This is a genomic window from Rhodoplanes tepidamans (assembly GCF_030813915.1).
GTDB classification, from domain to species: domain Bacteria; phylum Pseudomonadota; class Alphaproteobacteria; order Rhizobiales; family Xanthobacteraceae; genus Rhodoplanes; species Rhodoplanes tepidamans.
Genome location: NZ_JAUSUJ010000034.1, coordinates 1 through 15,334, shown reverse-complemented (window position 1 = coordinate 15,334; position 15,334 = coordinate 1). Strand labels below are relative to the sequence as shown.

Below are 15,334 nucleotides of genomic sequence, written 5' to 3'. Positions count from 1 at the left end.
CCGCGCTAGGTGGGACGATCAAGAGGTCGTCCCATGCCGCTCGTGTCGCCGCCCCCGGGCCGGGGTCCCGTCCGTCCGCTCCGTCTCCTCGTGGCGGTGGCCGTGCCGCTGTGGCTCGCCGCCGCCGCGGCGGCCGTGGCCGCGCCGGCCGCCGCCGAGATGCCGGCGCTCGCCCCGGCGAAGAAGACCTGGTCGGTCGACGGCGACTTCGCCCGGAAGGCGGCCGGCGAGACGGCGCGCACCCGCGCCCGCATGAACCTCTCGGGCGCCGCCTGCGCGCCGGCGCGGCCGCGCCTCGCCTCCTGCCTGATCGTCAACGACGAGAAGAAGTACGCCCAGTTCTTCGCGGTGAAGGACCGCACGCTCGAGCCCGGCACGGTGATCCGTCTCACGGCCAAGGACGTGCGGGGCGATCCCGACGCCGAGGGCGTCGCCTTCGCCGACGGGTTCTTCTGGGTGGTCGGCTCGCACGGCCGGCCGCGCCACGGCGACGGCGCCGGCAGCGCCCGCTTCGTGGTGATGCGCTTCCCGGTCGACGCCCGCGGCCGGCCGACGTTCCCGGTCTCCGAGGAGGAGCCGACCGGGGTCGAGCGCTCGACCCGGCTCGGCGAGGCGATGCGCGCCGCCGACGGCATCGGGGCGTTCTACGACCAGCCGCTCGACCGCAACGGCGTCAACGTCGAGGGGATCGCCGTGAAGGACGGCCGCATGCATCTCGGCTTTCGCGGGCCGTCGGTGGACGGCCAGGCCTTCATCCTGAGCGTCGACGCCGAGGCGGTGTTCTCCTCGGACAAGCCGCTCGCCCCGACGGTGACCCGCCTCGCGCTGGGACCGACCACCGGCATCCGCGACCTCGCGGCGGTGCGCGACGGCCTGATCGTCCTGTCCGGCCCGGTCAACGACCAGGCCGTGCCGCCCGCCCTGTGGCACTGGAACGAGACGACCGGCGCGCTCGCCCCGCTCGGCACCCTCACCCCGCCGAAGGGCCTGCCCGAGGACGCCAAGGCCGAGACCGTGCTGGTGCTGCGCGACGCGCCCGACAAGCCGCTGCACCTGCTGATCCTCTACGACGGCGCCGAGAACGGGTTTCCGACGGAGTACCGGGTGCGGCGGTGAGGGTGGCAGCCATTCAGGGCCAGCGGGCCCCGAGACTCGGGCCGTCGCCCTTCGAGGCTCGCCTTCGGCGAGCACCTCAGGGTGACGGTGAGAGGCAGTGCTGCAATATGCCGGTGCAGCGGCCCAAAGCTTCGCCCCGTCACCCTGAGGTGCCCGGCGCAGCCGGGCCTCGAAGGGCGACGGCCCTTACGGCGATGGATCGCGACCGCCGCGCCGTTTCGCTGCACGGACGACTCCGGGCCAATCGCCGCGGACGAGCGCGTGCTTCTTCGCACGACTCCACCCCTTGAGCTGCCGTTCGACTGCTATCGCATCCGTGATGCGGTCGAACTGCTCGCTCCAGACGACGGCCACGGGCCGACGCGACCATGTATACGCGTCGGGATGAACTCCGGCGTTGTGCTCCGCCACACGGCGTTCGAGCCCATCGTCCGTGGTGCTCCCGACGTAGTAGGACCCATCGGCACAAAGCAACATGTAGACGACCGCGCCCATCGCAAGCTCCATTGCGATTTCGCGCCGCTCCGGGCCGTCGCCCTTCGAGGCTCGCCTTCGGCGAGCACCTCAGGGTGACGGATCGATTCTGGTGTGGCGAGTGGCGGCGCGCCGCCGCCCCCCTACCCCAGGTTCAGCTCCTTGAAGAAGTCGTTGCCCTTGTCGTCGACGACGATGAAGGCGGGGAAGTCTTCGACCTCGATGCGCCAGATCGCTTCCATGCCGAGCTCGGGATATTCCAGCACCTCGACCTTCTTGATGCAGTACTCGGCGAGGTTCGCCGCGGCGCCGCCGATCGAGGCGAGATAGAAGCCGCCGTATTTCTGGCAGGCCTCGCGCACCGCCGGCGAGCGGTTGCCCTTGGCGACCGTGACCAGCGAGCCGCCGGCGGCCTGGAAGTCGGCGACGTAGGAGTCCATGCGGCCGGCCGTGGTGGGGCCGAAGGCGCCCGAGGCGTAGCCCTCCGGCGTCTTGGCGGGACCGGCGTAATAGATCGGGTGGTTCTTGACGTAGTCGGGCAGGCCCTGGCCGCTCTCCAGCCGCTCGCGCAGCTTGGCGTGGGCGAGGTCGCGCGCGACGATCATGGGTCCGGACAGCTTGCACAGCGTCTTGATCGGATGCTTCGTCAGCTCGGCGAGGATCTCCGGCATCGGCTTCCTCAGGTCGATGTGCACGACCTTGCCGCCGAGCTTGTGGAGGTCGATCTCCGGCATGTACTGGGCCGGGTTGTGCTCCAGCTCCTCCAGGAACACGCCCTCGGGCGTGATCTTGCCGACCGCCTGGCGGTCGGCCGAGCACGACACACCGATGCCGATCGGCAGCGAGGCGCCGTGGCGCGGCAGCCGGATCACCCGCACGTCGTGGCAGAAATACTTGCCGCCGAACTGCGCGCCGACGCCGAGATCCTGGGTGAGCTTCAGGATCTCCGCCTCCATGTTGAGATCCCGGAAGGCGTGGCCGTCCTCGGAGCCCTCGGTCGGCAGGCCGTCCAGATACTTCACCGACGCGAGCTTGACCGTCTTCATGGTGAGCTCGGCCGACGTGCCGCCGATCACGATGGCGAGGTGATAGGGCGGGCACGCCGCCGTGCCGAGCGACAGAATCTTGTCCTTCAGGAAGGCGACCATGCGGTCGTGGGTGAGGATCGAGGGCGTGCCCTGGTAGAGGTAGGACTTGTTGGCCGAGCCGCCGCCCTTGGCGATGAACAGGAACTTGTAGGCGAGCTCGTCGCCGTGGGTGTCGGCCGCGATCTCGATCTGGGCCGGCAGGTTGTTGCGGGTGTTCTTCTCCTCGAACATCGAGATCGGCGCGAGCTGCGAGTAGCGCAGGTTCTTCTTGAGATAGGCGTCGCGGGCGCCCTCGGCGAGCGCCGCCTCGTCGTCGCCCTCGGTCCACACCCGCCGGCCCTTCTTGCCGCTGATGATGACCGTGCCGGTGTCCTGGCACATCGGCAGCACGCCGCCGGCCGCGATGTTGGCGTTCTTGAGGAAGTCGAAGGCGACGAACTTGTCGTTCGCGGACGCCTCCGGGTCCTCGATGATGGCGCGCAGCTGCTTGAGATGCGCCGGACGCAGCAGGTGGCTGATGTCGACATAGGCGGCCTCGGCCAGCGCCTTCAGGGCGCCCGGCTCGACCACCAGGAAGTCACGCCCGAAGGCCTTCTCGACCCGCACCCCCTCCGACGTGATCTTGCGGTAGGGCGTCGTGTCCTTGCCGGTCGGGAACAGGCTCGTGTGCTTGAAGGGCGGAAGGATGTTGGCAGGCGCGTTCATGGCATCAATCCTGGCTCGTTCCGCGGGGGACCGCCGCTTATAGAACGATTACAGGGTTTCGGGGAGAGGACCGGCGGGATGGGCCCCATGCCGGGCGTGGAGCGGGGTGGCACGCCGGCGGGGCCGCGGGCACGGAGCCCGTTTCGGCTTCTCCCCGCAGGCGGGGAGAAGGCGTCTCGCCGCAGAGCGGCGAGACGGATGAGGGGGCGCCGCCACAGAGCAGAGACGTCGAGAGTCGCCGCGAGGCCCCTTACCCGCCGCGCTTCGCGCGCCGACCTCTCCCCGCTTGCGGGGAGAGGTTAGGTGCCCCCGTCACTCCACGGCGAAGCAGTACAGGAGCCCGTCGCCGCCGGTGGAGCGGAGGTCGGCCTGGGTGCAGCCGCCGCCGGGGCCGCGCGAGGGATGCGAGGCGTTCCACGAGCGCGACGGCTCGTCGTCGCGCAGGCCGATGCGGTCGTGGTGGCCGACCATGGCGCTGCCGGTCGTGCCGCTGGTCCAGTTGCGGCAGGTGCGGTCCTCGCCGGGCGGGAAGGCGCGGCCGTCCGGCTGCGAGCCGGTGAGGACGTCGTGGCGGTTCGGCGTGTCGCCGCGGCCGTTGATCACCTCGCCCTTCTCGCTCAGCGCCGTCTGCTTGGTGAGGTTGTTGCGTCCGCCGTGCAGGTCGTCGACGTCCCTGGCGATCACCTCGCCCTTGGCGTTGGTCCACGGGCCGCGGCCGATGCGGTCGCGGGCGTTCACCGCCTCCGCGCCGTCGACCGCCTGGGTCGAGAGGTAGGCGCGCCAGGTCTTGCCGCCGGCCCCGACCGCGACGGCGAGCATCTGGCAGTGGCGGTCGGCGCCGGCGAGGCCGCCGAGATCGCCGCCCTTGCCGGGTCCCTGGCTGGTGACGAAGAAGCTCATGCCGGCCTGCTGGGCCGCCGCCGGGGCGGCGAGCCCGAGGCCGCCGGCGAGCGCGAGAGACGCCGCGGTCGCGGCGAACGGGCACCTCGTCCTTGTCATGGCAGTCCTCCCTGATGGTTTCTCGTTCCGGCGGGGCGGGTGCGGCCGGGCGGACGGAGCCGCCCGGCCGCCGAGCGATCATGCGCCGAGCGGCGCCCCGTAGTCCGCGTCGGTGACCTTCTCCATCCAGTCGACGTGCTTTCCCTCGGCATTGGCCTCGTGCATGGCGAGGTGCTCCATGGCGACGTCGAGGGCGGCGCCGTGCCAGTGCTTCTCGCCCGGCGGGATCCACACCACGTCGCCGGCCCGCACCTCGCGCACCGGGCCGCCCCAGGTCTGCACCCGGCCCTTGCCGGAGACGATCACCAGGGTCTGGCCGAGCGGATGGGTGTGCCAGTTGGTGCGGGCGGACGGCTCGAAGCGCACCCAGGCGGAGCGGATGCGGGCCGGCGCCGGCGCCTCGACCACCGGGTCCTGCCACACCGTCCCGGAAAACCAGTCCGGGTTCGCCCGCCGCGACGGCACGCTGCCGCAGGTCTGAATGTCCATGTCTGTCCTTCTCCGAACCGTTTCGTTCCCTGCGCCGGTCCGAGGGCGACGCGCCGCCGGACCGACCGGGCCGACTATAGAGCCCGGCGACGCCCGCGACAGGGGGCGCGCGACAGGGAGCGACCGGCCCCGGCGGCACGCGCCGACGCCGAGGGCGGGGAACCGGCCGCACGGCCTCCGGTTGAGCCACGGGGAGAGACGACAGCCGGCGGAGCCGCGCCCATGCCCCTGCACCGCCGCAAGACCCCTGTCGGCCCTGCCCGCCTGTTCGCGGCACCGGCCGTGACCGGGGTGACGCTCGCGGCGCTGACGGTCGCGGGTCTCGCCGTCGCCACCGACACGCGGGCCGACGGCGTGCTGCTGGCCGCCGAATACGGGCTCGGCGCCGGGCTCTTGATGCTGGCGCTGGCAGGCCTGTTCACCTGCGCGGCGTTCGCGACGAGCTTTTCGGGGGAGGCGGAGGAGCCGCGCGGCGGCAGTGCCCGGCCGCTGCGGGCGCACCCGATCCCGGTGCGGATCGCGGCGCGGGCGGACCACCGGTCACGCGACTGAGCGTCCGGACGGGCGAGGGGCGGCGGCACGGACCGCCGGGACGACGCGCGACGCGCCACCCCGATCCGGATCACTTCACCCGGGACGGGTCGAGCGAGGCCTGGGGCTGGGTCGCCGCCTGCCACTTGGTCTTGTAGAGGCCGCGCAGGGTCAGCGGACCCCACTTGATCTCCGACACCCGCCAGGCGGTGCCGACCTTGAGGAGCTCGACCGTCACGGATTCGGGCTTGCCGAAGTTGGAGAACGTCACGGTGCCGATCGCCTTGGCCGGCCCGGCGTCCTTCACGTCGATCTTGAGGTCGGCGATGTCCCAGGACTCGCGGCCGACGAAGGGATCGCTGCCGATCACCAGGCCGCCGCCCGCCGGGCGGACGTCGACGCCGTCCTCCAGGATCACCGAGGCGAGCCCGTGCGAGAAGTAGCGCTTCACCGCCTCGGGCGAATCGAGCGCCACGCCCTTCGCGGTGCCGGCGGAGTTGCCGACATAGGTCTGGTAGATGCCGGACAGGAAGGTCTTGGCCGAGGTGTCGGTCTCGCGCGCCCCGGCCGGGCCGCCGAGGGTCGCGAGCGCCGCCGCGGCGAGAAGACCGGTCAGGACGGCGCAGCGCCGCACGAGCGTTCGGACGGACATGACGGTGACTCCCGAGGACGAGGTGTTCGACGCCTGTTGTGTCGCGTGTTCTGGAATCGCGTGTTCCGAGGTCGCGCGTTCCGATCGTGCCGCGCGTTTCGACGTGTTGGTCGGCCGCACCGCGCGGGCGGTTCGGTCGACGTGCGCTAACAAACCCGCAAAATGCTAAAAAGTTGCCCCACCGGGCCCTGGCGACGATCACGTTTTTGGGAGCATCGGCGCGTCCGGCGGACGGGGCCCCGGGGGTGCCCGGCGCGCGGGCGCGGCCCCCTCCCCCGGCTGTGGCCGGCGGGCGACAGGGCGGCGAAATCCGCCCCGGCCCGGTTGCCCGGGAGGCGGCCGGCGTGGGATCGTGCCGGCGGATCCACGCGCGCGGCGACGGCCGCGCCACCCCGAGGTCAGCGATGCGCAAAGGCCTGCTCGCCGCCCTGCTGCTGGTGCCGTTCGCGGCCGCCCCGGCAGCCGCCGGCTTTCTCGACGTCCGCCCGTTCGAGGGCAACGACACCGGCGGCATCATCGCCTGGTCGCCGGCGATCGCCCATGTCTACCGCGACATCGCCGCCGCGCACTGCGCCCAGTGGAACAAGGCCGCCCAGATCACCTCGGTGCACCGCCGCTACGGCGACTACGTGTCGTTCAAGTGCCACTTCCCCAAGGGCTACGACCCGCGCAAGTGGATGGTCTACGGCCCGCCGGTGCGCACCCTGTACTGACCGCCCTCCTGACCGCCCGGGGCGGCTCCCGCCCGCCCGTCCGGGGCCCCGTCGGGGCCTCGCGCGGCCCGGCCGGCGCCGCCGGCCCGGCCATACTCCTCCCATAATTCCTGCGCTTTGTGACTTGCGCGCCATTGGCCCGCCCGGGCGCATCGGATAAACGGAACTGTTCCGCGTCGCGTGTCGGTTCCGCCGGGTTCGCCCGACCCGGGCGGTGCCGGCTGGCGCGTGCGCCGCCGGCCCGTGCGGCGGCGGGGATCGAGGGTCCGGCGAGAGGGAAGCGGCTTTGAACCAGGACAACCCCGACCGCCACCGGCACGTGTCCCTGTGGGAGCGCTTCCGGCGCTTCCTGCTCGACCTCGATTCGCGCCTCGACTTCGGGATCTTCAAGGGCTTCCGCTGGACCCGCGACGCCTTCGAGCGGTTCGTGGTGTTCATGGACCGCTTCTATGTCGGCGGCTGGCGGCGCTGGCTGCTGGTCGAGCCGACCTCGGAGGCGCTCACCCTCGGCCTGGTCGGCCTCGTCCTGATGCTGGCGCTGGCGATTCCCGCCTTCCAGGAGACCTCCGACGAGGACTGGCTGAAGAAGTCCGAGCTGGCCGTGGTCTTCCTCGACCGCTACGGCAACGAGGTCGGCTCGCGCGGCATCAAGCACAACGACTCGATCCCGCTCGAGGACTTCCCGGACCACCTGATCAAGGCCGTGCTGGCCACCGAGGACCGGCGCTTCTACGAGCATTTCGGCATCGACATCGCCGGCACGATGCGGGCCCTGGTCACCAATGCGCGGGCCGGCGGCGTCGTCCAGGGCGGCTCGTCGCTCTCCCAGCAGCTCGCCAAGAACCTGTTCCTGTCGAACGAGCGCACCATCGAGCGCAAGGTCAAGGAGGCGTTCCTGGCGCTGTGGCTGGAGACCCGGCTGACCAAGAACGAGATCCTCAAGCTCTATCTCGACCGCGCCTACATGGGCGGCGGCACCTACGGGGTCGACGCCGCGGCCCAGTACTATTTCGGCAAGTCGGCCCGCGACGTGACGCTGCCGGAGGCGGCCATGCTGGCCGGCCTGTTCAAGGCGCCGACCAAGTTCGCCCCGCACATCAACCTGCCGGCCGCCCGCGCCCGCGCCAACGTGGTGCTCGACAACCTGGTCGAGGCCGGGTTCATGACCGAGGGCCAGGTGTTCGGCGCCCGCCGCAACCCGGCCAAGACCATCGACCGGCGCGACGAGAGCGCCCCCAACTACTATCTCGACTACGCCTTCGACGAGATGCGCAAGCTCGTCGACACGCTGCCCAAGTCGATCGTCGAGCGCGCCTTCGTGGTGCGCACCGCCCTCGACGTCGGCCTGCAGCAGACCGCCGACAACGCCATCCAGAACGCCATCAAGCAGTACGGCCGCGACTACCGGGCCCGCCAGGCGGCGACCGTGGTGGCCGACAACGAGGGCGCCGTGCGGGCGATCGTCGGCGGCGTCGACTACGGCGAGAGCCAATTCAACCGCGCCACCGACGCGCTGCGCCAGCCCGGCTCCTCGTTCAAGCCCTATGTCTACGCCGCCGCCCTGATCGAGGGCATGACGCCGAAGTCGATCGTGGTCGACGGCCCGGTCTGCGTCGGCAACTGGTGCCCGAAGAACTATTCGGGCGGCTATTCGGGCTCGATGCAGCTGACCGACGCGCTGAAGCGCTCGATCAACACGATCGCGGTCAAGCTCGCCAACTTCGTCGGCAAGGGCAGCCCGCGGGCCGGCCGCAACAAGATCGTCGCGCTCGCCCGCAGCATGGGCCTGCGCACGCCGCTCACCGACACGCCGTCGCTGCCGATCGGCGCCGCCGAGGTGACGGTGCTCGACCACACGGTCGCCTACGCGACCTTCCCGAACGCCGGCAGGGCGGTGCGGGCACACGCCATCCTCGAGGTGCGCACCGGCATGGGCGAGACCATCTGGCGCTTCGACCGCGACGGCCCGCAGCCGCGCCAAGTGATGCCGGAGCGGGTCGCCGCCGACATGGCCTTCATGATGAACAAGGTGGTCGAGGAGGGCACGGCGCGGCGCGCCATGCTCAACGGCATCAAGGCGGCCGGCAAGACCGGCACCACCAACGCCTACCGGGACGCCTGGTTCGTCGGCTACACGGGCAACTTCGTCTGCGGCGTGTGGTTCGGCAACGACGACTACACGCCGCTCAACCGCATGACCGGCGGCTCGATGCCGGCCATGGTGTGGCACACCATCATGGAATACGCCCACCAGGGCATCGAGCTGAAGAACATCCCCGGCCTGCCGCCGAACCCGGCCCAGATCGGCCCGCGCATCGCCGAGACGAGCGACGTGCCGCGACCGGCGATGCTGTCCAGCAAGGGCGCCCAGTCGCTGGTGCGGATCGAGCGGCTGATGGACGAGGCGGCGCGCGCCGCCGCGGTCGCCACCACGCCGAAGCTCGGGCCCCAGACCTCCGCCCCGCCCGCGATCCCCGGCGCAACCGCGGCCGCCGACAAGGTCCTGCCGGCGGTGCGGCGGGACTAGAACGCGCATCGATCGCGATGACTCAGTCCCTGTTTCCGCTCGTCCCCGCGCAGGCGGGGACCCAGGGGCCGCACGGCGTGCGGCTCTGGAGTCCCGCTTGCCCGGGACCGGGCGGAGAGTGGGGCCAGGCCGGCGCCGACCGCTCCGACCGCGCCCGCGGACGCCCCGGCTCCCGGGTCGTCGATTTGCTGTTTGACCCGGGGCGCCGTGCGGCGATACCACGCGGGTCGCGCTTCCTTTCACGTCCCTCTGGGCGCGAACGTGAATCCCAGACGCGGAGGCGGCCGTGCGGCTGCTGATCGGTGCTCTCCTGTCCCTGATGGTCGCGGCGGCGATCGGCCTCGGCTCGACCTGGCTGGCGCTGACCCGCGGGGTGGCGTTCGGGGCCGTGACGCTCGGCGCCTGGACGGCCTATCCGCGCGCCGGCAGCGCCGAGATCGACCCCTATGCGCGCGCCGCGGTGTCGCGCGGCGGGCTGCTGCCGGTCGGGCTCGGCGACGGCGTCGCCTTCACGGCGCGCGGCGACGACAAGGGCCGGCCGCTCGACGGCCGCTGCGACGTCCGGGTCACCGGCACCACGCCGCAGGCGCGCTTCTTCACCCTGACGCTCTACCGGCCGGACGGCTCGCTGGTCGCCAACTCGCTCGGCCGCTACGGCTTCACCAGCCAGGAGCTGGTGCGGCGCAGCGACGGCTCGTTCGAGATCGTGATCGCGCCGCGCGCCCGCCCCGGCAACTGGCTGCCCACCGGCGGCGTCGAGCGCTACCTCCTGGTCCTGCGCATCTACGACACGCCGGTCGGGATCGCCACGCGGGCCGAGCGCGAGGCGCCGATGCCGTCGATCGTGGCGGCGGAGGCCTGCCCGTGAGCACGCGATCCGCGAGGCCCCGATGCTGATCCGCTGGCTCCTGTGGCTGCTCGCCGGGGTGATCCTCGGCGGCATCGTCCACTTCACCACGGTGCTGTGGCTGCCCCGGGCGGCGACCCGCGACGCCTATGCCCGGCTCGAGCCGGTGACGCCGGTGAACAGCTTCACCCTGCTGCCCGAGCCGACCCCCGAGAAGGCGGCGGTGCCGTTCATGGACCCGGCCTTCGCGGCGGCGGTGTGCCGCTACGACCTCGGCTCCGGCGCCATCAAGCTGACCGCCCCGGTGAGCCAGGCCTACACCTCGGTGACCTTCTACAACCGCACCGGCGTCGCCTATTACGCCATCAACGACCGCGCCGCCGGCCGCCGGGTGATCGAGCTCGACCTGATGACCACGGCGCAGCGCGAGGCGCTGCCGACCGAGGAGGACGTCACGGCGGCCGACCGGCTGATCGTCGAATCGCCGACCCCAACCGGCCTGATCGTGGTGCGGGCGCTGTCGCCGGAGCCCGGCCTGCGCGCCATGGCCGCCGCCGCCGTCTCGGCGGCGAAGTGCACGCCGCAGCCGTAGCGCATTCTCGGCGGCGACGACTCGGCCGTTTCCGTTCGTCCCCGCGACGGCGGGGGCCCGGAAGCCTCACGACATGCCGTCCCTGGATGCCCGCCGGCGCGGGCACGAGCGGGGTGCGGGCGAAGTCAGCGAGAAAGCCCTGGTCGGCAGGGCGAAGCACCGGACGAGCAGAACGGCCGGGGTCTTTCGACCCCGGCCGTCGTCAGCCGCATCTCCTGACGAAGGACGTCGTTACTGCGCGTACCAGCCGCCGTCCATGTTGATGGCGGCGCCGCGCAGCTGCGAGGCGGCGTCCGAGCACATGAACACGGCGAGCTCGCCGAGCTGCGCCGGCGTGACGAACTGCTTGGACGGCTGCTTCTCGGTGAGCAGGCGGCGGCCCGCCTCCTCGTTGCTGATGCTCTCGCGCTCGGCCCAGGCGTCGATCTGCTTCTGCACCAGGGGCGTGAGCACCCAGCCCGGGCAGATGGCGTTGCAGGTGACGCCGGTCTCGGCGTTCTCCAGCGCCACCACCTTGGTGAGGCCGACGAGGCCGTGCTTGGCCGACACGTAGGCGGCCTTGTTGACCGAGGCGACGAGGCCGTGCACCGAGGCGATGTTGATGATGCGGCCCCAGTTGCGCGCCTGCATCTGCGGCACCACCGCCTTGATGGCGTAGAAGGCGGCCGACAGGTTGATCGAGAGGACGAGCTCCCACTTGTCGTCCGGGAAGTCCTGCACCGGCGACACCACCTGGATGCCGGCATTGTTGACCAGGATGTCGACCTTGCCGAGCTCGCTGGTGGCGGCCTCGATCAGGCCCTTGGTCTCGGCCGGCTTGGACAGGTCGGCGCCGCTGTAGGCGGTCCTGACGCCGAATTCGCTCGCGATGCCGGTCTTGATCTTCTCGATCTCGGCGGGGTCGCCGAAGCCGTTGAGCATGATGTCGGCGCCCTTGGCGGCCAGCGCCCGGGCGACGCCCAGGCCGATGCCGCTGGTCGAGCCGGTCACGACGGCGACTTTACCCTTCAACATGGAACTCTCCTTGGTCCTGTGCGCACGGGGGCGGGGCGCGCCGCTCCGTGGTCGTCCCGGCCGCCGCCCGCCGAGGGGCGCCGCGGCACCGGAACCGGGAAGAGAGCCGTGCGGCCTGGGCCGCACGGCGGTTCGCGGCTCAGACGAGGCCGGTCAGATAGTACAACCCGATGACCACGAAGACACTGCTCGTCTTGATGCAGGTGATCGCGAAAATGTCCTTGTAGGACTGCCGGTGGGTCAGGCCGGTGACGTTGAGCAGCGTGATCACGGCGCCGTTGTGGGGCAGCGTGTCCATGCCGCCGGACGCCATCGAGGCGACCCGGTGCAGCACCTCCAGCGGGATGTGGGCCGCGTTGGCCATGGCGACGAACTGGTCCGCCATGGCGGCCAGCGCGATCGACATGCCGCCCGACGCCGAGCCCGTGATGCCGGCCAGCACCGTCACCGAGATGGCGATGTTGACGAGCGGGTTGGGGATCGCGGTCAGGGCGTCGCGGATGAAGATGAAGCCCGGCAGCGCCGCGATGACGGCACCGAAGCCGTACTCGGAGGCGGTGTTGAGCGAGGCGAGCAGCGAGCCGGCGACCGCCTGCTGGCTGCCGGCGGCGAAGCGCGACGCGATCGCCTTCCAGCCGAAGATCACGACGAACACGATGCCGATGATCAGGGCCCCCTCGACCGCCCAGATGGCGGCGACCGACGAGGTCTGCTGGATGACCTTGGAGCCGCCGGGGATCAGCGCGACCTCGACGGTGGCCGGGTAGAAGCGCTTGATCAGGTCGGTGAAGATGAAGTTCATCACCAGCACCAGAAGCAGCGGCGCCATCGCGATGACCGGGTTCGGCAGCTTGTCGGAGCCGATCGGCTCCGGCTCGTTGATGTGGCCGGTGCCGTAGCCCTCGCCCGCCTTCTGGGCGGCGCGCCGGCGCCACTCGAGATACAGGAGGCCGACGGCCAGGATGAACAGGCCGCCGAAGGTGCCGAGGATGGGGGCGGCCCAGGTGGTGGTCTTGAAGAAGGTGGTCGGGATGATGTTCTGGATCTGCGGCGTGCCCGGGAACGAATCCATGGTCGCCGTGAAGGCGCCGAGCGCGATGGTGCCGGGAATCAGCCGTTTCGGGATGTCGCTCTGGCGGAACATCTCGGCGGCGAACGGATAGACCGCGAACACCACGACGAACAGCGAGACGCCGCCATAGGTGAGCAGGCAGCACACCGCCACGATCGAGACCATCGCCCGCTCGCGGCCGATCAGGCCGATGACCGAGGTGACGATCGAGCGCGAGAAGCCGGACAGCTCGATGACCTTGCCGAACACGGCGCCGAGCAGGAACACCGGGAAGTACAGCTTCACGAAGACGACCATGCGCTCCATGAAGAGGCCGGTGAAGATCGGCGGGACGGCGGCGGGATCGGTCAGCAGCACGGCGCCCATCGCGGCGACGGGCGCGAACAGAATCACGCTGTAGCCGCGATAGGCGACGAACATCAGGAAGCCGAGCGCAGCAAGACAGATCAGAAAACTCATGGGCAGGCACTCCCAAGGTATTGGGGACGTTCTGGCGCTCTCGGAGGATTTACTGAATCTTGGCGCGCCTCGACTGTCGTTGGCGGGACTTTTACTTAGCGCGCAGCGTCCTGTTTTGTATTGTTCCAAGGACGGTAGGACTAGCTGCACGGAACCGCCTCTAGGCGCGACCATGTGTAGCAGCGTTGACTTTTGTCAAACCGCCCGACCCGCTAGGTATTAGGCCTATTACGCACGACTACGACTTGGTTTTTTCCAGCAGTCCTCTGCCCCGGGACACGCTGGTTGCGGACAGCGAAATCGTCCCGTGCAGATCGGCCCGCAAGAAATGTCGTTGCGAGCATGGCGACTGGGCGAGCAATTTTTCTACTTTGTGACAAAGATGACATTTTTTCTCCGGCGCCGGAGGCCGTCCCGACCGTCCGCGGCGCGAGCGAGGAGCGTCTCCTCGCTCGACTCCCAAGAGAATCCCGGCGCGTCGCCGCCGCGACGTAAGTCTACGACATAGGTGTATTACCGATGCGGCAGTCGAGGCGGGGCCGCATAAGACGCGCGTCTGCTTCCGAACCGGTCCTGCGTGTCGCGCGCCACGCCGACAGCCGACCGAACCACGAGTGTCCTCATGAAACCTCACCTGAAACCGGAAGACGCGGCCAAGCTCGTACCCGACGGCGCGCGCCTCATGATCGGCGGCTTCATGGGCGTGGGTTCTCCCCACCGCCTGCTCGACGCGCTGGCCCAGTCCGGAAAGCGCAACCTCACCGTGATCGCCAACGACACGGCGCGGCCGGGCGTCGACATCGGCAAGCTGATCCGCGCCGGCGCCGTCTCCAAGCTGATCGCCTCGCACATCGGTCTCAATCCGGAGACCCAGAAGGCGATGATCGCCGGCGACATCGAGGTCGAGCTGGTGCCGCAGGGCACGCTGGTGGAGCGCATCCGGGCCGGCGGCTACGGGCTCGGCGGCGTGCTGACCAAGACCGGGCTCGGCACCATCGCGGCCGAGGGCCAGCAGACGGTCGAGATCGACGGCGAGACGTGGCTGCTCGCCAAGCCGCTGAAGGCCGACTTCGCCCTGATCGCCGCCGACCAGGCCGACTATTCGGGCAACCTCCAGTATCAGCTGACCGCGACGAACTTCAATCCGATCATGGCGCTGGCCGCCCAGACGGTGATCTGCGAGCCGCGCGAGATCCTGCCCGTCGGCATGATCTCGCCCGACGTCGTCAAGACGCCGGGCGTCGTGGTCGACTATCTGATCGAGAGGGCCGCCTGATGAAACCCGAAGAGATCATCCAGCGCCGGGTCGCCCGCGAGCTGAAGCCGAACAGCCTGGTCAATCTCGGCATCGGCCTGCCCACCGGCGTCGCCAGGTACATCGACGAGCACGCCAACGTGCTGTTCGAGTCGGAGAACGGCATCGTCGGGCTGGCCGCCAAGCCGCCGGAAGGGATGGACGATCCCGATCTCACCGACGCCGGCGGCGGCACCGTCTCGGCCGTGCCGGGCGCGGCGACCATCGACAGCGCCTACTCGTTCGGCCTGATCCGCGGCGGCCATCTCGACGCCACCGTGCTGGGCGCGCTCGAGGTCGACGAGAACGGCCTGCTCGCCAACTGGGTGGTGCCGGGCAAGATGGTGCCGGGCATGGGCGGCGCCATGGACCTCGTCACCGGCGCCCGCCGGGTGATCGTCGCCATGAACCACACCGCCAAGGGTGCGCCCAAGATCGTGCCGAAATGCACGCTGCCGCTCACCTCGATCCGCCGCATCAGCCTGATCGTGACCGACCTCGCCGTGATCGAGCCGACCGACGAGGGCCTGGTGCTGCGCGAGCGCGCCCCGGGCGTCACGGTCGAGCAGATCGTCGCCGCGACCTCGGCCAAGCTGGTGATCAAGGGCGACGTGCCGGAGATGGATCTCGGCGTCGCCGCGGCCGCCGCCTGATACTGCTTCCGGGAGATCCGTTCGCCGTCATTCCGGGGCGCGGCGAAGCCGCGAACCCGGAATCCAGCGACAATCTCGGAGTTCTCGGCTGGATTCCGGGTTCGGCGCT

The 15,334-nt window shown here is 70.6% G+C and carries 15 protein-coding genes; 8 read left to right on the top strand and 7 right to left on the bottom strand.

Annotated features, from left to right (window positions below):
• Nucleotides 1-33 precede the first annotated feature (33 nt).
• Nucleotides 34-1,116: a DUF3616 domain-containing protein gene (locus tag J2S22_RS27980; protein WP_272777928.1), complete on the top strand. Its 1,083-nt coding sequence runs from the start codon at nucleotides 34-36 to the stop codon at nucleotides 1,114-1,116.
• 186 nt (nucleotides 1,117-1,302) lie between these two features.
• On the opposite strand, the gene J2S22_RS27975 is transcribed toward J2S22_RS27980, so the two are convergent.
• From J2S22_RS27975 to J2S22_RS27960, 4 genes are all read right to left on the bottom strand, one after another.
• Nucleotides 1,303-1,611 carry a GIY-YIG nuclease family protein gene (locus J2S22_RS27975; RefSeq protein ID WP_272777976.1) on the bottom strand — a complete coding sequence of 103 codons (309 nt, stop codon included), beginning with the start codon at nucleotides 1,609-1,611 and terminating at the stop codon, nucleotides 1,303-1,305.
• 122 nt (nucleotides 1,612-1,733) lie between these two features.
• Nucleotides 1,734-3,383, bottom strand: a complete 1,650-nt coding sequence (locus tag J2S22_RS27970) for a fumarate hydratase (protein WP_272777927.1) — start codon at nucleotides 3,381-3,383, stop codon at nucleotides 1,734-1,736.
• Between the two features lie 312 nt (nucleotides 3,384-3,695).
• On the bottom strand, nucleotides 3,696-4,382 hold the full coding sequence (locus J2S22_RS27965) for a lectin (protein ID WP_272777926.1): 687 nt from the start codon (nucleotides 4,380-4,382) through the stop codon (nucleotides 3,696-3,698).
• Nucleotides 4,383-4,460: 78 nt separating this feature from the next.
• On the bottom strand, nucleotides 4,461-4,871 hold the full coding sequence (locus tag J2S22_RS27960) for a (R)-mandelonitrile lyase (protein WP_272777925.1): 411 nt from the start codon (nucleotides 4,869-4,871) through the stop codon (nucleotides 4,461-4,463).
• A 222-nt stretch (nucleotides 4,872-5,093) separates the two neighbouring features.
• Between J2S22_RS27960 and J2S22_RS27955 the strand changes: the two genes are divergently transcribed.
• A complete protein-coding gene (locus J2S22_RS27955) occupies nucleotides 5,094-5,423 on the top strand; it encodes a hypothetical protein (protein ID WP_272777924.1) in 330 nt (109 codons plus the stop codon).
• Nucleotides 5,424-5,493: 70 nt separating this feature from the next.
• On the opposite strand, the gene J2S22_RS27950 is transcribed toward J2S22_RS27955, so the two are convergent.
• Nucleotides 5,494-6,054 (bottom strand): hypothetical protein, encoded by a 561-nt coding sequence (locus J2S22_RS27950; protein ID WP_272777923.1) that lies wholly within the window; start codon nucleotides 6,052-6,054, stop codon nucleotides 5,494-5,496.
• A 404-nt stretch (nucleotides 6,055-6,458) separates the two neighbouring features.
• Between J2S22_RS27950 and J2S22_RS27945 the strand changes: the two genes are divergently transcribed.
• From J2S22_RS27945 to J2S22_RS27930, 4 genes are all read left to right on the top strand, one after another.
• On the top strand, nucleotides 6,459-6,767 hold the full coding sequence (locus J2S22_RS27945) for a hypothetical protein (RefSeq protein ID WP_272777922.1): 309 nt from the start codon (nucleotides 6,459-6,461) through the stop codon (nucleotides 6,765-6,767).
• Between the two features lie 286 nt (nucleotides 6,768-7,053).
• Nucleotides 7,054-9,294, top strand: a complete 2,241-nt coding sequence (locus tag J2S22_RS27940) for a transglycosylase domain-containing protein (RefSeq protein ID WP_272777921.1) — start codon at nucleotides 7,054-7,056, stop codon at nucleotides 9,292-9,294.
• Between the two features lie 286 nt (nucleotides 9,295-9,580).
• Nucleotides 9,581-10,162 (top strand): DUF1214 domain-containing protein, encoded by a 582-nt coding sequence (locus J2S22_RS27935; RefSeq protein ID WP_272777920.1) that lies wholly within the window; start codon nucleotides 9,581-9,583, stop codon nucleotides 10,160-10,162.
• A 25-nt stretch (nucleotides 10,163-10,187) separates the two neighbouring features.
• Nucleotides 10,188-10,733: a DUF1254 domain-containing protein gene (locus J2S22_RS27930; protein ID WP_272777975.1), complete on the top strand. Its 546-nt coding sequence runs from the start codon at nucleotides 10,188-10,190 to the stop codon at nucleotides 10,731-10,733.
• A gap of 231 nt (nucleotides 10,734-10,964) precedes the next feature.
• On the opposite strand, the gene J2S22_RS27925 is transcribed toward J2S22_RS27930, so the two are convergent.
• A complete protein-coding gene (locus tag J2S22_RS27925; protein ID WP_272777919.1) occupies nucleotides 10,965-11,747 on the bottom strand; it encodes a 3-hydroxybutyrate dehydrogenase in 783 nt (260 codons plus the stop codon).
• A gap of 139 nt (nucleotides 11,748-11,886) precedes the next feature.
• Nucleotides 11,887-13,278: a GntP family permease gene (locus J2S22_RS27920; RefSeq protein ID WP_272777918.1), complete on the bottom strand. Its 1,392-nt coding sequence runs from the start codon at nucleotides 13,276-13,278 to the stop codon at nucleotides 11,887-11,889.
• Between the two features lie 622 nt (nucleotides 13,279-13,900).
• Here J2S22_RS27920 and J2S22_RS27915 point away from each other — a divergent pair.
• Nucleotides 13,901-14,554 carry a CoA transferase subunit A gene (locus J2S22_RS27915; protein ID WP_272777917.1) on the top strand — a complete coding sequence of 218 codons (654 nt, stop codon included), beginning with the start codon at nucleotides 13,901-13,903 and terminating at the stop codon, nucleotides 14,552-14,554.
• Complete coding sequence (locus tag J2S22_RS27910; RefSeq protein WP_272777916.1) at nucleotides 14,554-15,225, top strand: 3-oxoacid CoA-transferase subunit B; 672 nt, start codon at nucleotides 14,554-14,556, stop codon at nucleotides 15,223-15,225. The genes J2S22_RS27915 and J2S22_RS27910 overlap by 1 nt, the downstream gene beginning before the upstream one ends.
• Nucleotides 15,226-15,334: the final 109 nt, after the last annotated feature.